This is a genomic window from Pontibacter populi (assembly GCF_019336435.1).
GTDB lineage: Bacteria > Bacteroidota > Bacteroidia > Cytophagales > Hymenobacteraceae > Pontibacter > Pontibacter humidus.
In genome coordinates this window covers 1,298,889-1,320,729 of the sequence record NZ_JAHWXQ010000001.1, presented here as the reverse complement: position 1 = coordinate 1,320,729, position 21,841 = coordinate 1,298,889, and the positions used below count along the sequence as shown (strand labels likewise).

Below are 21,841 nucleotides of genomic sequence, written 5' to 3'. Positions count from 1 at the left end.
CTGAAAGGTTTTGAGAACCTACAGCTTCCCGAATATTTTCCTGTACACCGGCTTCCGCATACCGAACTGGGCTACCATAAGCGGGTAAAGTAACAGGTCGAGCAGTTTGTTGCCGGTACTATAGTTTATAATGTCGTGTATAGTTGCGCCGTGGCCAAGTGCTGTTATCAGGTGTTTATGGTGCCATAGTTTAAGCGGCGGGGGAAGCTCCTGGCCTTCGTCTACAAAGTAAGCTTCGCTGTCTGCTATAGTTCTTTCGGTTATCAGGCTTGTCCACCGGAATGACTTTATGCCTGTCTGCAGTTCCACTTCCACCACATCGCCGGGCTCAGATCCATCAAACCGCAGCAACTTTAAAGTAGGGTAGGGTGGAGCAAGTTTCCGGAACAGCTGCTCATCAAATGCCTCAAACACCTGCCTATAGTTTTGCCTGACCTTAGTTTCGAGATGGATCTGCACGGTTTGATGGTTAGTTGCTGATTGTTATTTGAGAACCCAGAATTGCCATTTCAAGTGTAGCGAGAAATCTAGTTCGGATTTGAGATAGATCTCTCCTTTCGTCGAGATGACAAGTAAGGTTGCTGGAAGATTAACTACCTGCAACTATAAAAGTTATGGGTAACGCAAACAAAAATGCCGCTGCTTTATAGTTGCAGTGGCATTTTATAATTAAGTCATGCTACAATTAGCTTAACAGGTTATCTATATCTTCTTTGGTCAGGTTCTTTATAACGTTCTCATCGGTAGTGATAAGGTCGTTTACCAGTTGCAGTTTGCGGTTTTGCAGGGCCAGTATCTTTTCTTCCACCGAATCCTTCGTAATGAATTTGTAAGTAAATACGGTGTTTTGCTGCCCGATACGGTGCGCTCTGTCTACAGCCTGCGCTTCTACAGCGGGGTTCCACCACGGGTCAAGTATAAACACATAGTCGGCGGCAGTCAGGTTAAGGCCTACACCACCAGCCTTTAGCGAGATCAGGAATACCTGTATCGTTTCGTCTGTCTGGAAAAGTTCTACCTGCTGGTGCCTGTTCTTCGTGTTTCCGTCCAGGTAAGCGTAGGTTATTCCACGCTCATCCAGCGCAGCCCGCACAATCTCCAGGTGCTTCACAAACTGACTAAAAATCAACACCTTATGTCCTTTGCCAACCACGTTACGCGTCATGCGCAGCACTTCCTTTATCTTTCCGGATTCCCCTTCATAGTTCGGGTCGGCCATCAGGGGGTGGTTTGCAATCTGACGCAGCTTCATCAGGCCCTGCAACAGCATGAACTGGGTATTACCCGGCCCGTTCTCTTCCAGGTTGGTCAGTATCTTGTTGCGGTAAAACGATTTGGTTTCTTCGTAAGCATGCCCCTGCTCTTCTGTCATTTTGCAGTACGTGGTGTGCTCTATCTTTTCGGGCAGCTCTTTGGCCACCTGTGATTTGTGCCTGCGAAGTATAAAAGGCTTTATAAGAGCGTGTAGTTTGCGTGTCTTCTGCTCGTCTTTCTCTTTCTCGATCGGCTTTAAAAACTCGTTCCGGAAAAAATGCTGATTACCCAGTAAGCCCGGATTAATGAACGACATCTGCGACCAAAGATCCATGGTGCTGTTCTCGACAGGTGTACCGGTAAGTATAAGCCTGTGCTTCGATTTAAGCGACCTTACAGCTTTAGATGTAGTCGAGTCCGGATTTTTGATGGCCTGCGACTCGTCCAGGATAATGTAATCGAAGTAATACTGCTTCAGCAGCTCCGCATCCAGGCGCACGATACCATAAGAGGTCAGTACCACATCATATTCCTGGAAATGCGCAACATCTTTGTTACGATAGGTACCGGTGTAGCTCAGCACACGCAAATCCGGGGTAAACTTCTGGGCTTCGTGCAGCCAGTTATAGATAAGCGAAGTTGGCATTACCAGCATCGTAGCCGACTCTGCTCCCTGCTCCTTGCGGTGCTGCAGCATCGCCAGTGTTTGTACGGTTTTACCAAGACCCATGTCATCGGCAAGGCAACCGCCAAACTTATAGTTCTGTACAAATTGTAGCCAGTTATAACCGGCTTTCTGGTAAGGCCTTAGTTCACCTTTAAACCCAACCGGCATCGGATGGTCTTCTATCGTTTCGAACTCACGAAGCTTTTCCAGCTTGCGGCTCATCGTTACCGTAGCCAGGTTACCGTTATACAGATCGTTTACCAGGGCCATGTGGTGCTTGCGAAGCGTCAGCTGCTCATCGCCTTCCGAGAAAGCAAACAGCTCAATATACTGCGTAAACCACTCATCCGGAATAATAGCTATTTGCCCGTTTGGCAATACAAACTCGTTATTCTTGGTAAGGATGTGACTTTTTAGTTTGATAAACGGAATCTCAAACTCACCGAAACGAATTATACCATAAATATCAAACCAGTCATTTTTCTCGGTAATGCCTACTTCCACAGACACATCACCGATAAAGTAGTTCTTGCCGCTCTTATCAGATTGTTTTATAGTATAGCCCTGCTCTTCGAGCTCCGAAATGTGTGTACCAAGCCACGCAAAGGCGGCACCTTTTTCCAGCACGGCTTTTCCACTCTTTATATCGAGGCCACGATTGTTCAGCTCTTTGCAAAACTCTTTTTCGCGTACACCATCGCGCACCAGCCTATGGAAAATAAAGTTCTCGGGAGTCTTCTCCAGGCTTACGCTTACTTTTTTGTTTTCAGTGGCCTGCACTTCCTGGTTGCCGTATTTGTAGGCCAGCTCGAACAGTATTTTATCCGGCTCACGGTCTATTTTAGAATCTGGCTGTGTTCTGGCAAATATGCCGGGCACATTTGCCGCTTTTATAGTTGAGAATACCAGTAGCGGTTCAGGTGTATACTTGTCTTTTTTTATCTCGAAAGCGGAGGCATACACATCAAAGGACTCCATGAGCGGCGCCACAAATTTGCTGAAATAATTCTCCTCAATACTTCGCGGAATGGCTATAAACCGCTTGTTTAGGAAAGGCTGTAGTTTCTTACCATCTATCGGCTTTTCAAAACTATAGACCACGCCATTTAGCATCAGCCAGGCCGGCTCGTAACAGATCAGCGAGGCGTTCTTAAACATGAACTCCAGCTTCTGCCCGGCATATTTTATAGTTGGGAAGTAATGCGTGCTGCCATCATCCTGGCGGTGAAAATGGAATAACACGGAAGCTTTTTCAGGGGCAATAGAAATTTTACGCCAGGTTGGCTCGCCGTCCTTGCCCATAATGTATGTCTGCTTGCCTCGCAGCAACTCCATTATTTTACCCATGCGCCCCTGCATATAGTGGCTTATAGTTTCCTGCAGTGCTTTGTCACCTTTTTCGGGGTCATATACTTTCAGGAAAAAGTCAACCGGCGACATCTTTTTTGGGGAGAATCTTTTAAGCACAGCATCCTGCTGTATCTGGTCCATTAGCTGTACCAGCTTAAAATCATTGGCATCTAAACCAGCGGAAAACTCAGATGAATTTTTAGCGGAGATATTCTGGTGCTGCAGCGTAAGTTGTCCTCTGGAGTTTACCTGGACCACAAAAGACTCAAACAGATATCCGAGATACTCATGCTCGAAAAGGGAATAAACTACCTGAAAAGGCTGCGTGGTAAAAACTTTCATTACAGATTCTATTTCGGACCACGAATTTACCCATTAAAGCGGTCAGAACCTACCAAAATCAGACTTATTAGGGGCCTAAAAGCAATTTTTCAGTCAATAACCTGTAGGGTAAGGCAAATGTTTATAAAACACCTGTCCGGAAAGAAAAATATATTAAAATATGGGGAAGAGGGGTTCTAAATATTCTCGATAACCGACATGGCAGCAGCTTTACGGGCCGGCCTGATAGAGACCAGTAGCGTGATGATAACTATAGCTGCGCCGGTCAGTACGAAGTCCTGTATCTCCATTTTAATTGGATAGGCTTCTACTAGAGAAGTCGCCATCCCCATCGAGATTATACCGAATGTTTGCTGCAGGTTACAGATCAGCATTCCCATAGAGAGGCCATAAGCCGCCCCAATAAAAGCAACCAGTGCACCTTCTAACAAGAAAATGTTGCGGATAGTGGTAGCTGTTGCGCCCATAGAGGCAAGTATGGCAATGTCTTTCTTCTTATCGATTACCAGCATGGAGAGGGAGAAGAAAATATTAAGCGACGCAATAAAAAGGATAAAGGCAAAGGTGACGAACACAAAGAGCTTTTCTACCTTAACTGCCCGTAGTAAACTGGTGTGTTGTTCATCGCTGTTCTGTATCCTGAACTTTTCGCCAAGCAATTCTTTCAACGATTGCTTTACCTGTTCTATGCGGTAGCCTTCTTCTACTTTAATTTCCAAGGCAGTTCGCTTACGGCCATACTCCAGCAACTCAGCTGCAAAATTTAGCGGCACAAACACATACGCATCGTCATACTGGCGCTCTATGGCAAATACCCCGCCCGGCAATATGGGCATGCTGTTAAAAGCGCCTTCGGGGTTCATGGGGTTAAACTTGGTATTGCGCGGATATAAAAACTGCAAAGGCACAAACTGGTTGCCCGGCTTAATGGATAGCTGATACTGTACGCCGCGACCTACCAGGGCATAATACTTACCATCCTGTATCAGGTGATGATGTCCTTCCACAACCGACGTATCGATCTCGTTCTGCTGGAAAAAATTCTCGCTTACACCTTTCACTTTCACCACCATCTGGCGGTCGTTGTAGCGTAGTAAGGCGTTGTCTTCTATCACTTCCGAAACTACGGCCACACCGGGCATCCGTCGAATCCGGTTCATGAACTCGGTATCCGTTTCAAAAGCCTTGCCTTCCACTATAGTTATCTTCAGGTCCGGGTCAAAGCTGGAATAGATCTTCCGGATAAGGTCTTCGAGCCCGTTAAAGACTGACAAAACTATAATCAGCGCCATAGAACCCACAGCTACGCCGATCATCGCAATATTCGAGATAATGCTGATGATGTTCCGCTTCTTTTTAGAGAAGAAGTAGCGCTTTGCTATGAGAAAAGGGACGTTCATTTAGTTTATTATGGTTAAATGGCTGAGCTGTTTAATTGTTATTCATGTATTCCAGATCAACAATTAAGCAATCAACAATTTAACAATTAAGCTTACTTCCAGGCTTTTACGATCAGGCCCGTACCGGATGCGTGTCTATTGTTCACATCCATCCAGTTTAGCACCAGGCTGAACGGGAATGTAACAAGATAGTAAAACGGCAGCACTATAAAGAATAGTTTTGACGTGTTCAGCATCAGCATCGGGTACTTCATCGATAATCTCCAGGAAATCTGACCTGGCTTACCATACGAGTAACGCGCTTCCATTTTGCTGAAACCAGCTGAGCGTAATTTATCCTGAATCTCGTTGATATTATAGCCATCGCGTACGTGCTCTTCTATAAAAGAAGTTTCGTCGTCGCCGTGCACATCCGAACCACCCTGATCAGACGGGGTAGAGATCAGCAGCATCCCACCAGGCTGCAGCGAACTATAGAAGTTCTTAAACACATCTACATCTTCCAGGATATGCTCCATCACGTCTACCGAAAGTATCAGGTCATAGCTATCAGGCTGACGGAATTGCACCAGGTCAGCGATCTTGAAAAGCACGTTCTGGCGGCCAAGCTCGCGCATAAACCTGTTGTTATCAGATACCTGCTCTTCCTTTACATCCACGGCCAGTATGTTCCATTTCGGGCTCATGCTGGATAAATGATAGGTATATTGTCCGAAGCCGGCACCTGCATCCAGTATGTTCTGCTCTTTGTTTCGGTGGTTATCAGCCCACTGGCGCAGCTCTTTATGCACATGCCAGGTACGCAGCAACAGCAAATCTAACAGGTTAAAAAATACACGACGCAGGAACGGAGTTTTGTTGAAAACATCTCCAAGTACCCGCTTTATTGGGTCGTAATGCATAAGGGTGAAGCAAAGCTAGGGCTATTATTTATCGTTATCGATGTCCTCGATATAGTCGTCTGTATCGTAATCTTTGTCAGTGGGCGGAATCTCGATTCCGGTGAACAGCTTATCGATATGCGCAGCGTATTCGGCGCTGTCATCCAGGTAAAACACCAGTTCAGGTATTACCCTAACCTGGCTTTTGATGCGTTGCGCCAGATGATGGCGAATTGTTTTAGTGTTCACGCGCAGTTCCTGCAAGAGCTCTTCCTTGTTAGGTGCCAGCATTACACTAAGGTATACACGTGCCAGCCCAAGGTCCGGAGATACACGAACCGTGCTCACAGAGATATAGGCACCACCAAAAAGGTGTGTTGTTTCTCTCTGAAACACTTCCGCCAGCTCTTTCTGTATCAGGCGTGAGAATTTCTGTTGTCTTTTACTTTCCATACGAAGATGCAAATATCATATTAATTTCGCATTTTTACCCCAAAAGCGCCTTATTCATTTCAGGTGCATTGGTTTATAGTACTCTCTAACTCACTCTTTCCTTGGTTAGTTACTTCAGAAGCGTTCGGCTTTCCCGACTTATTTCGCTGATATTACTATTCCTGGCTATTCAGCTGCCTTTATACCTGTTGCTTACTTCTGTAACTATGCAGGAGCTTTTATACATGCTGATAGGAGAGCGCATGGCCGATGGCTATACCATGTACCAGCAGATTTATGATAATACTGCCCCGCTAAGCGCACTGGTTTACTGGCTTATCGATCTTATTGCAGGCCGTTCTGTATTGGCGTACCGTATAGTTGCGCTCATACTGCTTTTAGTACAGGCGCTTACCTTTAACTTTATCCTGAACCGCTACCAGGTTTTTGCAACCAGAACCTACATACCAGCGCTTTTATATTTAGTACTTGGTAGCATTACCTATGAGTTCGGGATGCTGACGCCGGTTTTGATCGGGCATACTTTTGTGATACTATCACTCCCTTATTTGATTACTGTCTCGCGGGAAGGGATTGAGAATAACAGGCTTTTTGTAGGGGGATTTATACTTGGCTTGGCGGCTTTGTGCTATTTACCTCTTGGCTTATACCTGGTGATAGGCTTTTTTGCCGTGCTGCTTTTTGCCTCTAATACGTTCCGAAGCATTTTACTCATGCTCTGCGGATTTCTGTTTCCGTATGCGATGCTGCTTACTTTTTACTTCTATACTGGCACCCTGGATGAGTTTACTGAGATGCACCTGTTCCGCCCGTGGCAGTTTAAAGTAGCTTTTATTCTGCCGCCTGCCGACCTGGCTAAACTTATTGCTTTACCGCTGATCGTGCTCTTCTTCTCGGTTATGTCGAGCCTTTCGTTGCCGCAGCGGCTGGTGTTTCAGGTTAAGTTTCAGCAGGTAATGTGGATCTGGTTATTAGTCAGCCTGATCTTAACTATAACCCGGGATGAGATATCTGCAAACACTTTTATATTGTTGCTACCCGCTATTGCTTACTTTGGAGAGTACCTGTTTACTATAGCTATTAAGAAGTGGATGCTGAGCTTAGCCTTTATGCTGGTGCTTGTCAGTACGATAGTTATCCGCTACCGCGACCTTTTTGGTATCAGCCAGGTTTTGGAGCTTTCTGATCCTCAACTGATTTCTAAAGGCAACCTGCCCGATGTACCGCAAAACGAAACTATACTGGTACTGGGTAACGACACCCGCTATTATCTTCAGAATAAACCGGCAACGCCATACCTGAACTGGCAACTGGCCCAGCGCGACTTTGGCAACCTGGATGAGTATGACGCCATCTACAACATTTACCTTAACCTCAGAAATGAAATGCCTGCCTATATTATAGATGAAGCGAATCTAATGGAAGAGTTAACCTATAAGATACCAGCAGTTTTCGGGAAGTATAGCGCTACGGGCAAGAACAATACCTATGTGTTAAAACAATAATTGCCGCTGCTTAGCAGTCGGCAATTTTGTTAACCCTGTTCTGGTGGCGGCCACCTTCAAAGGCTGTGTTTAAGAATACTTTCACCATTTCTTCGGCTTCTTCTTCAGAAACAAACCTGGCTGGTATACAAAGTATGTTAGCATCGTTATGTTCGCGGGAAAGTTTGGCCAGCTCCGGTTTCCAGCAAAGAGCAGCTCTTATCTGCTTATACTTATTTGCCGTCATGGCTACTCCGTTTCCGCTACCACAGATCAGAATACCAAAGTCTGCTTCTTTATTTACCACAGCTTTTGCCAGTGGGTGCACATGGTCCGGATAGTCCACCGATTCTTCTGAACCTGGCCCGAAATCCTGCACCTTGTACCCTAATTCGTCCAGATACTTTTTGAGTAACTTTTTATAGGTGTAACCGGCATGGTCGCCGCCTATTGCAATGTTATAAGCCATCAGATCGTATTGTTTTGGTTCAGTTTCTTTAAGTCACTATTCCGGATGGAGCGCGAAACGATTATACTTACTTCATACAATAACATCAGCGGAATCGAGATCAGCAACTGGCTAATCACATCCGGCGGTGTTATAATGGCACCCACCACTAATATTACGATAACAGCATGCCTGCGGTATAGTTTCATTACTTCAGGTGATAATAGTCCTGCTTTTGTGAAAAAGTAAACTATAACCGGCAACTGAAACATAAATGCACACGACAGGCAAAGTGTTGTAAGCGTAGAAACATATGAGCTAAGGTCAAACTCATTTACAATTGTAGGATCGACCTGATAACCTGCCAGAAAGTTAATGGAGATCGGAGATACGACATAGTATCCGAACAGCAAGCCCATTATAAACAGCACAGAAACAAAGAACACAGCGCCACGCGAACTCTTACGTTCCTGATCGTACAAGCCAGGGCTTACAAAACGCCAAATCTCCCAGAAAGCATACGGAAACGCACAAGCCAAACCGATTACTACCGACACCAGCATGTGCATAGAAAGCTGTCCACTCATTTGCCGGCTTTGTATCGTAAACCCGAGCTCATCAATACAAAAAGCCTCCATTCCCAAGGCATTCCCCAAGTCGCACATTAACCTGTAGCTCAGGAAGTCTGTGCGTGCTGGAGCCAGGATGATATCGTGAAAAACGAAGCTTTTGGCTAAAAAAGCAATAATAGAAAATATTAGGATGGAAGCAACTGCCCGTATCAGATGCCATCTTAACTCTTCAAGATGGTCCACAAAGGACATCTCTTTCGGTTCTTCCTCCAAGAAGTTTTGATCCATTAAAAGAATCCTGTAATTATTAGTAAGCGAACAGCGGGTATTGCTGCATCCAGTTATTTACTTCGTTGCGAACAGAGGTAAGCTTCGACTCATTATCGTGGTTCATCAGCACATCATCGATAAGCTCAACTATACGCGTCATGTCATTCTCTTTCAGGCCACGTGTAGTAATAGCAGCCGTACCAACACGCATACCGGATGTTACAAAAGGAGATTTGTCATCGAACGGCACCATGTTTTTGTTGATCGTGATATCGGCTTTAACCAATGTATTTTCTGCCAGTTTACCGGTAAGCCCTTTCGTACGAAGGTCGATCAGCATCATATGGTTATCTGTGCCACCAGAGATGATGTTGTAGCCACGATCAACAAATGCTTTGGCCATGGCCTGTGCATTTTGCTGTACCTGCTTTATGTAACCCAGGTAATCATCAGAAAGCGCTTCGAAATACGCTACAGCCTTAGCTGCAATTACGTGCTCTAACGGTCCACCCTGTGTTCCCGGGAATACAGCACCATCCAGCACTGACGACATCATGCGTGTTTCGCCTTTTGGAGTTTTCAGACCAAATGGGTTCTCAAAGTCTTTCCCCATCATGATCATACCGCCTCTTGGTCCGCGTAACGTCTTGTGCGTAGTTGTAGTAACTATATGGCAATGCTCGAACGGGTTATTTAATAAACCTTTCGCAATTAAGCCGGAAGGGTGGGAGATATCAGCCATTAATAGTGCGCCTACTTCATCAGCGGCTGCACGCAGTTTTTTATAATCCCAGTCGCGGCTGTAAGCCGAGGCACCGCAGATAATAAGTTTCGGCTTCTCGCGACGCGCTGTTTCTACTACTTTATCGAAATCAATAAGGCCAGTTTCCTGCTCTACACCATAAAAAGATGGCTGGTATAGTTTACCTGAAAAGTTAACCGGAGAACCATGCGTTAAGTGACCACCATGCGAAAGATCAAAACCAAGAATTTTATCGCCTGGCTGCAGTACTGCCAACATAACAGCAGCGTTCGCCTGAGCACCTGAGTGTGGCTGTACGTTTACCCATTCAGCACCAAATAATTCCTTCGCTCTATCTATAGCCAACTGCTCCGACTGGTCTACAATCTCACAACCACCATAGTAACGCTTCCCCGGGAGGCCTTCAGCGTACTTGTTAGTCATTTCGCTACCCATGGCGCGCATTACCTGCTCCGAAACAAAGTTTTCTGAAGCAATAAGTTCTATACCATGCATTTGGCGAGCTTTCTCTTTAGCGATCAGGTCGAATATAGCTGTGTCTTTCTGCATCTTATTAAGTAGAATTATAATTGTTCAAAATTAAAGCATGCCCCGCAATAAACCAATGTTTACTAAGTTTATATGTACTATCTTAAAAACCACAGGGTTATCCAGCCATATTTTATAGTTGCTTCTCAAAAAGAAAAGCCAGGCACTATGAAAGTGCCTGGCTTTTCTGCTGCTATAGTTATAGTTACCTCTTCTCAATTCTTACATATTCCCGCTTTCCACTATGGTCAACCGTAACTATGTAAACACCAGCCATCAGGTTATTATACTTTGATAACAGAACTACATTCTCACCTGCATGCACATCTATCCGCTCGAAGTATACCTGCTTTCCTGTTATTGAAGTAACCCGTATAGTTGCCGTCCCTTCGTTTTCAGCTGTAAAGTAAACTTTAGAATCTGCCTCTAATGGGTTTGGCGCTACTTCCATTGGCTTCGAAAGCATAACAGGCTTAACCGCTACAATCTTACTGTAAGCATATGCCCCATCGAAGTCTACCTGTTTTAGGCGGTAATATTCTGTTTCGCCATTACTGCTATAGTTGCTCGAGAAGCTGTATTGTGTTTTCGTAGAGCTATTTTCAACCTTACTCTTAACGCTATCGATCTTTCTAAAATTATTCAACGAGCTTTTAGACATTTCTATCTCGAAATGAGAGTTATTTTTCTCTGAAGCTGTACTCCATTCCAGGTTAACTATACCACCTTTTAAACTAGCCGTGAAAGAGGTGAGTTCTACAGGTAAAGGGGCAACAACTCTCACATCCATTGCCCTAGTGATTGAACCTTGCGAGTGTGTGATAACTGCAGGAAAGCCTTCGCCAGCTTCAGTTGCTGTATATTTTACAAAAATCTGTATTGGGTTTAGCCTGTTGTTAGTAACGCCAGTTAGAGTTAATGTTTTGCCAAACCCAGTTGCATCAGCAGTTTTTGAAATAGTATATGGGCTAGACTCACTAACAGTTAACGTAACCGCTTCCCCGTTTTTCAATCCTAAGCCACTCACCTGGTATTCTTTGGATTCGCTCCCACCAACTGGTTTGCTGTTAAAGGTGAGTTCTTGTGGGGTGGTGAGGTGGGCTGGAGTAACAGTATAGGTACCTGTACTATATACCTGACCACTGCCTGTCCGGACCAACACACTGCCACTGGTAGCTGACTCGGGAACTCTCACTCTTATCTCTTTGTCACTAACTACTGTAAAACTGGATGTTGAGCCATTACCTACATAAATCTGGTAAGTACCTGTAAAGTTCTCTCCCAAAATAGTCACTTCTGTACCTGCTGGACCTGAGGAAGGGGAAAAGGAGGCAATAACTGGAGCTCCCGTTACTGTAAATGTACCGGCGCTTACTGCTGCACCATTCTTACCGCGAACCTGCACCCTTCCGGTAGAACCAGTCACTGGCACTTTTACTTGTATCTCAGTATCACTTACAATTGTAAAATCGGATGCAATTCCGGTTCCAATATAAATGAGGTTGATTCCAGTAAAGTTTATCCCTTTTATTGTCACTAAAGTTCCTACAGGTCCTGCTACAGGGGAAAAAGAACTTATCTCCGGTGCTCCTGTAACAGTATAGGTACCTGTACTATATACCTGACCACTGCCTGTCCGGACCAACACACTGCCACTGGTAGCTGACTCGGGAACTCTCACTCTTATCTCTTTGTCACTAACTACTGTAAAACTGGATGTTGAGCCATTACCTACATAAATCTGGTAAGTACCTGTAAAGTTCTCTCCCAAAATAGTCACTTCTGTACCTGCTGGACCTGAGGAAGGGGAAAAGGAGGCAATAACTGGAGCTCCCGTTACTGTAAATGTACCGGCGCTTACTGCTGCACCATTCTTACCGCGAACCTGCACCCTTCCGGTAGAACCAGTCACTGGCACTTTTACTTGTATCTCAGTATCACTTACAATTGTAAAATCGGATGCAATTCCGGTTCCAATATAAATTGTAGATGCTTCAGAAAAATTACGTCCTTTAATGGTCATAAGCGTCCCTACCACCCCCTTTGCAGGAGAAAAAGAACTAATCACTGGTGCCCCTTCTACTGCAAAATTAAATGAACTTACCGATCGGCCTTGCGCAGTATAAACCTGTATTCTTCCTGTTGATGCGGTATTAGGCACAATAGCCTTAATCTGTGTATCACTGATTATTGAAAAGTCCGTTACCAAGCCACTTCCAATATACACTGAAGTAGCATTCGTAAAATTTGAGCCGGTAATTATTACTTCACTATTTACGCGGCCAGATGCAGGTGAGAAGGAATTTATAGTTGGTGTTCCATCTACAGAAAAGCTCGAAGAGCTTACTCCTGTTCCAATATTGGAATATACCCTTACTATTCCACCTGTAGCACTTGTTGGTACTTTAGCTTTTATTTCTGTATCGCTTACTTTAGTGAAGCTCGTTATAGTGCCTCCCGCTATGTTTAAAGATGTTACATTATTAAACTTTGTTCCTTTTATGGTTACTTCAGTACCAACTGGGCCTGCCGCAGGGGCAAATTCTGTAATCGTAGGAGTGCCACTTACAGAGAAAGATGGGCCAACAGCTGATCCGTGGTTTGCATATACTACTACATTGCCACTATATGATGACACGGGTACTTTTGCCAGTATTTCTGAATCACTTATAACTACAAAATCATCAACCGAACCACCTGCAATGCTTACGGAAGTAACACCAGTAAATTTCGATCCGGTTATTGTTACCTCTGTGCCTACGGTGCCAGAAGCAGGATTTATTGAACTAATAACAGGAGCCTCATTTAGTGTGAAATTTGAAGAGCTGGATTTGGATCCATAACCAGTATGTACCTGAATTTTACCTGTAGAAGCAGTGGCCGGTACATTTACTTTAATTTGATTGTCATTTACTATATCGAAATCAAGTGTCGGCTCACTACCTATATAAACCATATTGGCAGTAGTGAAACCTGTACCATTTATAGTTATTACATCCCCCACTTTACCCGATGATGGAGTAAAACCAGAAATTGTAGGTGCTGATTGCGCCTGTGCCTGCACAATAACAAATAATACCAAAATGAAATTTGTCAGCAGCGTTCTTATCAGCGATGAACTATAAGGGTAAGCGTAGAAACGTGCCATAGCTTTGAATTGTGTAGCCAGTATTAAATTATTGTAATTTAGCCTCTTGCGATGTAAGATTCATTTGCAAAATAAGATAATTTATTTCTTACCATCACAATTTTTTATAACTATTTTTTTATACTTCCGGCCCCGGGAACGCTAAAATTCAATAATATATATACTTTATACACAATATTTAACAAGATAAATACTCATCAAACAGCGAATAGGCAATAGCCTGATTATCAATTGAATAATGCAATACAAAATATAAACTCAATACCGATTAGAACAATCCAAAATCTTCCTCAAAAAAAATATCTCACAAAATGAAACATAAAAAGTACAAAAAAAATTGTTGCTTGAGTTTCTGAATATATAATTGTAGTATAAAAAGTTTATCCAATCCGTAAAACCATGAATTTATACCTACTTTTGGGTATACTATCTTAGAATAGCAACATATAAATCGCAAAAGTCACTAAAAGCTAGGTCGTATACTAAGCTTGGTAGAACTTATCTGGAAGTTAGCTTTTTCGACGAACAGAATAGGGGCGGTCTTCATTTGGCTGGATGTATAGTTCCTGCGAATCTAAGTCGAGCGCTATTAAGTTACCGTAGCTAGCGTTCTTATAGTACACGCAGCCAGCGTCCAGATTTAAACTATAGCTACTATGGGCCACCGACTTTTTTATAGTGTGCAATGCTACCGGAGTATGGCCATGCAACAACCTCTTATTGTTAAGCTTTGCCGGCATGAGTTTATAGCCCCGGATATTAAGCATAGCCTCCTTATCTTTAAAGATATCATCCTGCTTAAAGTCGAACCCGGCATGCACCAGAAAATAATCAGGTAACTCCAGGTAATAGGGGAGAGATTTGAGAAAGTTAATGTACTTTGGTGGGAGCTGCTCAAATTCCTGAATGCCGAAACTTTGCAAGACAAGCTCTTTTTCTGGTAATGATAAGTTTAGTGCGCTTTCGCCTTTGGTAGCTGCTTTCAAGAGCATTTGGTCGTGATTACCACGCAGGCATTGTACGTTATACTGCTGTTTCTGCAGATGAACTATAAAATCAATAACGCCTTTGCTGTCCGGGCCTTTATTTACCAGATCACCCAGAATATATAGTTCATCCTGTTTCTGAAGTTTTAATTGCCCCAACACCAGTGCTTTAAGTGTTTGGGCACAGCCATGGATATCAGTAAGGGCGTAACGGGCCATTGTTGATCAGTGTAAACTATAGATTGGCAAATGTATCAATAAAAATAGCACCTGTTTTGGGCAGGTGCTATTTTTATGCGAGCCAGCTAATGCTAATTGTATTTTCCGTTATCTAGCTCCGGCTTGTCTGTATTTCGGTTATCGTTGTTTTTAAGTACGTTACCCGTATTTGCAGGATTTTCATCCGCGCCTTCGGTGTACTTATTCCGCAACTCTTCATTTTTCTTGCCGGTTGGTTTTATACCGGCTTTATCCTGTCCTTGGCCTGTCGGGTTTCCTTTATTTTCACCGCCAGGTTGGGTGTGCTTATATGATGGCATCTTATCCTCCTTTTCTTAAATGTAAAAATTCCTGACCTTTTAATCAGGTTCCTCTTCCCTCGTCTTCGGTGCGCATGTTATCCGGTGGCGGAGTGCCGTCGTCGGCAAAATCGTTTACACCGGTAGCTGATGGGCCTTCCGAAGCGGTATCGCTGCCGAAGCCTTCTTTGCCATCGCGGTTACCAAAACCACCACGCTGATGCTCGTTCTTCGGCGGATCTGCGCCTGGTATAATATGCCCTGCGCGCATCTCCAGTTCACTTGTATCATCTTCTATAACCCGCACCGGACGGTTATGCCCAATATCTTCTTTGTGCGGATCTTTGTTGGCGTTGTTCTCTTTATTATCAGCCATAGTTGTTTGTTTTATTAAGTCTGTACAACGGGGTAGTGTAACCTGTTTTACTCCATTTCTATAGTTATGGTTGAGTAAATGCTACGATCCTACCTGCTCACCACCGTTCACATGTATCACCTGGCCTGTTATGTAAGAGCCGTCTTCTGAAGCTAAAAAAACATAGGCCGGGGCAACTTCGGATGGCTGACCAGGGCGCTTGAGCGGCACATTTTGCCCGAATTCTTTAACCTTTTTAGCATCAAACGAGGCTGGTATAAGCGGTGTCCAGATGGGGCCTGGAGCTACGGCGTTTACCCGAATCTTTTTCTCTGCCAGGTTAGCCGACAGTGACCTGGTAAAGGCAGTTATCGCTCCTTTCGTAGATGCATAGTCCATTAAATGATCGCTACCGCGGTAAGATGTAACGGATGTGGAGTTAACAATAGCACCGCCTTCTTTCATGTGCTCCAGGGCTGCTTTGGTGATGTAGAACATCGAGAAGATATTGGTCTGGAATGTCTTCTCCAACTGTGCTTTGGTAATATCCTGTAGCTCTTGCTGCTCATGTTGCTCGGCGGCATTATTTATCAGTATATCCAGCTTGCCAAGCTTTTTTATAGTTTGATCAACGGCTTTCTGGCAGAACTTTTCATTCCCGATATCACCGGAAAGCAGCAGGCATTTGCGGCCTTCCTGCTCTATCAGGTCTTTTGTTTCTTCGGCGTCACGGTCTTCGTTCAGGTAAACGATCGCTATATCAGCGCCTTCGCGGGCAAAGTGTACGGCCACGGCCCGACCGATGCCACTATCGCCGCCGGTTATTAAAGCAACTTTGTCCTTTAGCTTGTCGCTGCCTTTATAGTTGTCCCGAATGTACTCGGGCTTTGGTGTCATTTTATGTTCTTTGCCAGGCTGCGTTTTCTGCTCCTGTGCCGGTAATTTCTTCGGTTTGTTTTCCATAGTTTTGGTAGCTTTAGGTTTGTAGCTGCAATCATTTCAATTTTAAACTATACGCCAGCCATTTTTAATGCGTTGTCAGCTCATCGTTAAACTCCTTTATGAAGTATAAGCAACTATAACCCGATAAACTATGTGGAAAGAAGAAGACCATAAACTGCACCGCAGCCTTACATTCAAGGATTTTAAGCAGGCCATGCACTTTATGCAACAGGTAGCCGATGTAGCCGAAGAAATGGACCATCATCCGTGGTGGAGCAATGTGTATAACAAGATCGAAATCGAGCTCACCACCCACGATGCAGGCAATATAGTTACCGAGAAAGACATTAAACTAGCCCGTCGCATCGACGAAATTTACGACCAGATAACCGCTTCAAAACTATAAATCTGAACATTACAACTATAGTTTGCTGTTGTGGATAAGTGTCTGTAGTTGCGGCTATAGTTTACCGTGCACAATAAATCAGCAAGCAATTTTATAGTATCTTTGCAGCATGCAGGAACCTGAAAAAACGAACCTATACCTGGTGCCGACACCCATTGGCAACCTGGAAGATATAACGCTGCGTGCCATCCGGATTCTGAAGGAAGTGGACGTGATTCTGGCGGAAGATACCCGGACCAGCGGCAAGTTGCTGCAGCACCTGGGTATTGAAAAACGCATGCATAGCCACCACCTGCACAACGAGCACAAAGCCACGGCCCATATTGTGGACAGGCTGAAGGCTGGCGAAGTAATGGCGCTGATATCGGATGCAGGTACGCCGGGCATCTCAGACCCAGGGTTCTTCCTGGTGCGCGAGTGTTTAAAGAATGACCTGAAAATAGAATGTTTACCGGGAGCTACTGCTTTTGTGCCGGCCTTAGTTAAGTCAGGTTTCAGCACCGACAGGTTTACGTTTGAAGGATTTTTGCCTATAAAAAAAGGCCGCCAGACGCGCCTGCAAAGCCTGGCCGAAGAAGAGAGGACTATGATCTTCTATGAATCGCCGCACCGCCTGCAAAAAACGCTCACACAATTTAAAGAGTACTTTGGCGGCGAGCGTATGGCATCCGTTTCACGTGAAATATCTAAAATGTTCGAAGAGACTTTAAATGGAACACTCGACGAACTGATACAAATCTTTACAACCAAAGCAATCAAAGGTGAATTCGTCATTGTTGTACAGGGTAGTAAATAGCCCTTATATAGTTCCGCTTCTGGCCCTGCTTACCGGGCTTTTACTCTGGCTGGGATGGCCTACCAAACCCCTGGCTTTTTTCCTGTTCTTCGGGTTTGTGCCATTGCTGTACATGGAGAAACACATAGTTGAAAGCGGTAAGCACAAGTCGCCGGGCTATACGTTCTTCAAATGGTCGTATGTGGCGATGGTGCTGTGGAATGCCTTTACTACCTGGTGGGTGTCGCACTCTACCTTGCCCGGTGGTATTGCAGCTGTATTGTTCAATGCAGCCCTGATGTGTATCCCGTTGATAGCCTTTTACTTTACCCGCAAATACCTGGGCAATACCATTGGCTATATCTCTTTTATAGTTTACTGGATAGCGTTTGAGCAGTTCCACCTGAACTGGGATCTGTCGTGGCCGTGGCTTACGCTGGGCAATGGGTTTGCGACACTTAATACCTGGGTACAGTGGTATGAATATACCGGCTTTTTAGGTGGCTCGGTGTGGGTGCTGCTCGTAAATGTGCTCATCTTTTTGGTGATAAAAAACTACCCGCAGGAGCGTGTGGAGCTTAAAAAACTATGGTTGCCTCTTACGCTTATAGTTGTCCCTATAGTTATCTCATTCGGCATCCTGGCTACTTACGAGGAGAAAGGCACACCAACCGAAGTGGTAGTAGTGCAGCCAAACATCGACCCTTATCGTGAGAAATTCTCGGGCCATGAGAACTTTATTCCTTACGAAGAACAGCAGCAACGCCTGATCAGTCTATCGGAACAAAAGATCACCCCAAATACGAAGTTTGTAGTGTGGCCGGAAACCGCGCTGCGCCAGGACCAAGGGTATTGGGAAGAGCAACTCCATAATTACCAGTCCATACAGGAGCTGAAAGATTTCGTGAACCGCCACCCAGCTATAGAATTGGTTGCCGGCCTTGATAGCTATACTTTTTACGGCTATAACAAAGATGCCAGCCCTACTGTCCGCCACCTGGAAGGGTTTGGGTATTACGACTCCTTTAACTCGGGCATGCATATTAACCGCAAAGGCGAGATCGATATTTACCATAAATCGAAACTGGTGCCAGGCGTAGAAAAGCTGCCTTACCCGGAAGTATTTAAATTTTTAGGACCGTTAGCGATAGATTTAGGCGGCACGGTAGGTAGCCAGGGCAGCCAGGACACGCGCGACGTATTCTACCACTCTCAGGACAGCACCTTTAGCGCCGCGCCGGTTATCTGCTACGAGTCTATTTATGGCGAGTATGTGGCCGAGTATGTACGCAACGGGGCTAACCTGATATTTGTGATCACCAACGACGGCTGGTGGAGCGACTCGCCGGGTTACAAACAACACCTGCAATATGCCACACTGCGTGCCATTGAAACTCGCCGGAGCGTAGCCCGGGCAGCCAATACCGGTATTTCAGGTTTTATCAACCAGAAAGGCGAGATAACCGACCGCTCCAAGTGGTGGGTGCAGGATGTACTGTCGCAAACTATACTGGCTAATACCGAGCTTACGTTTTACACGCGCCATGGCGAGTACATTGGCCACTCCAGTTTATGGCTGGCTGTGCTGCTTTTTGCGGCGGCTATAGTTGGCGCTGCGATTAACAGAAACAAACAAAAGCCCGAGGCAAAAGTAGCAACCCGTGCCTAAAACACGTACCTATAAGCTTTGCTACCTAACTATAAACTATGGATCTGCAGCAACTTTGCCAACGCGTAATTGAGATAGCCCGCCACGCCGGGGACTTTATAAAGCAGGAAGCCGAGAACTTCGACCGCTCTAAGGTAGAAATGAAAGGCTTTAACAACTTAGTGTCGTATGTGGATAAACAGGCCGAAGCCCAACTGGTAGATGACCTGCGCAAAGCGTTACCCGAAGCCGGCTTTATAACCGAAGAAGAAACGGCTACCGAACGCGGAGAAACTTTTAACTGGATCATCGACCCGCTGGATGGCACGACCAACTTTACACACGGCCTGCACCACTTTGCCGTAAGCATTGGTCTGATGGAAGGCGACGAAGTCGTGCTGGGCGTGATCTATAACCCGATGCACAACGAGTGCTTTTATGCTACCAAAGGCAATGGCGCTTACCTGAACGATAAACGAATACATGTTTCGGATGCGCCAGGGTTGAAAGATTCTTTGATCGCTACCGGCTTCCCGTACTACGATTTTGAGCTGACACAGCAATACCTGCAGGTACTGGGTGCTTTTATGGGAACATCACACGGGGTGCGCCGCATTGGTTCTGCCGCCCTGGATCTGGCTTATGTAGCTGCCGGCAGGTTCGAAGGCTTTTTTGAGTACAACCTGAATGCCTGGGATGTAGCTGCCGGAGTGGTTATAGTTCAGGAAGCAGGCGGGGAACTATCTAAGTTCACGGATGGCGGCGATTATATTTTCGGACGCGAGATTGTGGCCAGTAACGGCAGCATCCATAAAGAAATGCTTAAAACGATAGCGTTACACTGGAAACAGGCCCTGACTTAAACTTTTTATACCAGCTTATAGTTGTAACAATATGATACAGCACATCATCATTCTCGTACTTTTTATAGCTGCTGCAGCGTACATCGTTCAAATGCTGATCCGGACGTTTAGCAGTAAAGCCAAAGGCTGTGCCAAAAGCTGCGGTGCCTGTGGTGGCATCGATTTTAAAAAGATAGAGCAGGAGATGGAGCGGCGAAAACAAGCTGCACTACCTAAAATATAAACTATAGTTCGCAACTATATAAACTATAAAAAGCGCTGCCCAAACGGGTGGCGCTTTTCCTTTTACTAATTGCCTGAGAGCACAACAAAACCACTCTACAATCAGAATTTATAGTCCTGCACATAACCAAAGCCACAATTTGCGTATAGTTCTATAGCCAACCTGTTATGTAAGAACTGGAATTAACTTAACGTAAAATATCATGCAAGATAAAGTAGAAGAAAGATCTTTGGTAAACGTACTCAACCGCCTGCATAAAGATGGTTACAAGTGCGATTTTAAAGTATCCGGAGAAGGTAAACTATGCACCATGGAAAACCAGGACGAGTTTACGCCAGACCAGGTACGCATTGTAGACTTTTATCGCTTCGAAGGTGAAAGCAACCCGGACGATATGTCGATATTATATGCTGTGGAGACAAGCAACGGCCTGAAAGGGACTATCTCCAACTCTTACGGTCCTTATGCCGATACCGGCGTTGACAACTTCCTGAAACAGGTAGAGGACTTAGGTAAGAACCTGGATAAAAGAGATAAATAAAAACAAGAGAGCCGGCTACATATAGCCGGCTCTCTTGTTTTATAGTTTATAGTTGCAGCTTATTCCTTTTCCTTATCAGCCTTGTCATTATTTTTAATGGCTACTTTAATAGCACCCAGCTGGTCCGATAACGCTCCGCCATGCCTGGTGTTAAAATCCAGTGATCGGACAGGATACGGAATGGAAATGCCACGCTCATCGAATGCCTTTTTAATCCGGATGATCGCATCGCTTTTGGCACTCACGTAATCAAACTGTCGGGTATAGGTTACCCAGAAACGGGCCTTAAAGTTAATCGAGCTCTCGTCAAACTCATCGTAAACCACTTCTACATCGCGGGTCTTTACACGGTTCTTCACATCCTGCAGCGCCTCAATTACTATTCGTTGTATCTGCTCCAGGTCTTCGTTGTATGAAACGCGTGCATCCAGATCTACGCGCCGGATGCCATGAAAAGAATAATTGGTAACCGGGTTTTCAAACACCATCTTATTGGGCAGCATTACCAGTTCACCAGTCACTTTCCTGATATTTACAGTCCGTAGCGAGATGCGTTCGATCACGCCAAAATAGTCGTTGGTTTCGATCATGTCGCCGACACCAAATGGTTTCTGCACGGCAATTATAGTTCCCGAAATAAAGTTGGCGGCTATATCCTGAAACGCAAAACCCAATGCCAGACCAACTATACCCACACCGGCCAGCAACGACACCACCACGTTATCCAGTTTCAGCACGCTCAGCACCAGCAGGAAACCCACCATCAGAATACAAAGGTACAGAAGCGTAGAGATGAGGTTGTTGAGCGCAGGACTATGTGAAAAACGGGTAATTACTCTCTCCAACCCTTTACGAATCAGGCGGGCTATATAAAAGGTAATAACGAGTATAAGAAGAGCCAGGAAAAGATTAGGCAACATGAGCACCAGGTGCCTGCCCCATAGTTCCAGCTTGGTGAGCAGCAGTTCTAAGGCTTTGTCAATGTCATTCATAATGTAGAGGTCTTTACCAGAAGGTGACGCTG

General features: G+C 45.0%; 21 protein-coding genes. 7 read left to right on the top strand and 14 right to left on the bottom strand.

Translation table 11 applies throughout. The features are described 5' to 3' along the window. Positions 1-18: 18 nt before the first annotated feature. The 5 genes from KYK27_RS05715 to rbfA form a co-directional block, all read right to left on the bottom strand. A complete protein-coding gene (locus KYK27_RS05715) occupies positions 19-459 on the bottom strand; it encodes an SRPBCC family protein (protein WP_199109015.1) in 441 nt (146 codons plus the stop codon). A 226-nt stretch (positions 460-685) separates the two neighbouring features. Beyond that, complete coding sequence (locus KYK27_RS05710; RefSeq protein ID WP_199109014.1) at positions 686-3,613, bottom strand: DEAD/DEAH box helicase; 2,928 nt, start codon at positions 3,611-3,613, stop codon at positions 686-688. Between the two features lie 176 nt (positions 3,614-3,789). Then, complete coding sequence (locus tag KYK27_RS05705; RefSeq protein ID WP_199109013.1) at positions 3,790-5,013, bottom strand: ABC transporter permease; 1,224 nt, start codon at positions 5,011-5,013, stop codon at positions 3,790-3,792. Between the two features lie 92 nt (positions 5,014-5,105). Beyond that, positions 5,106-5,915 carry a class I SAM-dependent methyltransferase gene (locus KYK27_RS05700; RefSeq protein ID WP_199109012.1) on the bottom strand — a complete coding sequence of 270 codons (810 nt, stop codon included), beginning with the start codon at positions 5,913-5,915 and terminating at the stop codon, positions 5,106-5,108. A 24-nt stretch (positions 5,916-5,939) separates the two neighbouring features. After that, entirely contained in the window at positions 5,940-6,347 is a 408-nt protein-coding gene (gene rbfA / locus KYK27_RS05695; protein WP_199109011.1) for a 30S ribosome-binding factor RbfA, read from the bottom strand. 206 nt (positions 6,348-6,553) lie between these two features. On the opposite strand from rbfA, the gene KYK27_RS05690 reads away from it, so the two are divergent. Continuing rightward, entirely contained in the window at positions 6,554-7,852 is a 1,299-nt protein-coding gene (locus KYK27_RS05690; protein ID WP_199109010.1) for a hypothetical protein, read from the top strand. A 10-nt stretch (positions 7,853-7,862) separates the two neighbouring features. On the opposite strand, the gene rpiB is transcribed toward KYK27_RS05690, so the two are convergent. From rpiB to KYK27_RS05650, 8 genes are all read right to left on the bottom strand, one after another. Further along, positions 7,863-8,300, bottom strand: a complete 438-nt coding sequence (gene rpiB / locus KYK27_RS05685) for a ribose 5-phosphate isomerase B (protein ID WP_199109009.1) — start codon at positions 8,298-8,300, stop codon at positions 7,863-7,865. Continuing rightward, on the bottom strand, positions 8,300-9,139 hold the full coding sequence (gene tatC / locus KYK27_RS05680) for a twin-arginine translocase subunit TatC (protein WP_199109008.1): 840 nt from the start codon (positions 9,137-9,139) through the stop codon (positions 8,300-8,302). The genes rpiB and tatC overlap by 1 nt, the downstream gene beginning before the upstream one ends. Positions 9,140-9,158: 19 nt before the next feature. Beyond that, complete coding sequence (gene glyA / locus KYK27_RS05675) at positions 9,159-10,433, bottom strand: serine hydroxymethyltransferase (protein WP_199109007.1); 1,275 nt, start codon at positions 10,431-10,433, stop codon at positions 9,159-9,161. Between the two features lie 184 nt (positions 10,434-10,617). Further along, complete coding sequence (locus tag KYK27_RS05670) at positions 10,618-13,560, bottom strand: IPT/TIG domain-containing protein (protein WP_199109006.1); 2,943 nt, start codon at positions 13,558-13,560, stop codon at positions 10,618-10,620. Between the two features lie 509 nt (positions 13,561-14,069). After that, positions 14,070-14,765 carry a metallophosphoesterase family protein gene (locus KYK27_RS05665; RefSeq protein WP_199109005.1) on the bottom strand — a complete coding sequence of 232 codons (696 nt, stop codon included), beginning with the start codon at positions 14,763-14,765 and terminating at the stop codon, positions 14,070-14,072. 92 nt (positions 14,766-14,857) lie between these two features. Beyond that, complete coding sequence (locus KYK27_RS05660) at positions 14,858-15,085, bottom strand: hypothetical protein (RefSeq protein WP_199109004.1); 228 nt, start codon at positions 15,083-15,085, stop codon at positions 14,858-14,860. Between the two features lie 43 nt (positions 15,086-15,128). Next, positions 15,129-15,440 (bottom strand): hypothetical protein, encoded by a 312-nt coding sequence (locus KYK27_RS05655; RefSeq protein ID WP_199109003.1) that lies wholly within the window; start codon positions 15,438-15,440, stop codon positions 15,129-15,131. Between the two features lie 81 nt (positions 15,441-15,521). Beyond that, positions 15,522-16,382: an SDR family oxidoreductase gene (locus KYK27_RS05650; RefSeq protein WP_199109002.1), complete on the bottom strand. Its 861-nt coding sequence runs from the start codon at positions 16,380-16,382 to the stop codon at positions 15,522-15,524. Positions 16,383-16,512: 130 nt separating this feature from the next. On the opposite strand from KYK27_RS05650, the gene KYK27_RS05645 reads away from it, so the two are divergent. The 6 genes from KYK27_RS05645 (at position 16,513) to KYK27_RS05620 (ending at position 20,817) form a co-directional block, all read left to right on the top strand. Further along, entirely contained in the window at positions 16,513-16,767 is a 255-nt protein-coding gene (locus tag KYK27_RS05645; protein ID WP_199109001.1) for a 4a-hydroxytetrahydrobiopterin dehydratase, read from the top strand. Between the two features lie 109 nt (positions 16,768-16,876). Next, positions 16,877-17,563, top strand: a complete 687-nt coding sequence (rsmI, locus tag KYK27_RS05640) for a 16S rRNA (cytidine(1402)-2'-O)-methyltransferase (RefSeq protein WP_199109000.1) — start codon at positions 16,877-16,879, stop codon at positions 17,561-17,563. After that, positions 17,529-19,211, top strand: a complete 1,683-nt coding sequence (gene lnt, locus KYK27_RS05635) for an apolipoprotein N-acyltransferase (RefSeq protein ID WP_317195890.1) — start codon at positions 17,529-17,531, stop codon at positions 19,209-19,211. Before rsmI ends, lnt begins: the two co-directional genes overlap by 35 nt. Before the next feature lie 38 nt (positions 19,212-19,249). Beyond that, positions 19,250-20,053, top strand: a complete 804-nt coding sequence (locus KYK27_RS05630; protein ID WP_199108999.1) for an inositol monophosphatase family protein — start codon at positions 19,250-19,252, stop codon at positions 20,051-20,053. A 31-nt stretch (positions 20,054-20,084) separates the two neighbouring features. Next, entirely contained in the window at positions 20,085-20,276 is a 192-nt protein-coding gene (locus tag KYK27_RS05625) for a FeoB-associated Cys-rich membrane protein (protein WP_199108998.1), read from the top strand. 202 nt (positions 20,277-20,478) lie between these two features. After that, complete coding sequence (locus tag KYK27_RS05620; protein ID WP_199108997.1) at positions 20,479-20,817, top strand: hypothetical protein; 339 nt, start codon at positions 20,479-20,481, stop codon at positions 20,815-20,817. 59 nt (positions 20,818-20,876) lie between these two features. Here KYK27_RS05620 and KYK27_RS05615 read toward each other — a convergent pair whose 3' ends face one another. Then, entirely contained in the window at positions 20,877-21,809 is a 933-nt protein-coding gene (locus KYK27_RS05615) for a mechanosensitive ion channel family protein (RefSeq protein ID WP_199108996.1), read from the bottom strand. Between the last annotated feature and the right edge of the window lie 32 nt (positions 21,810-21,841).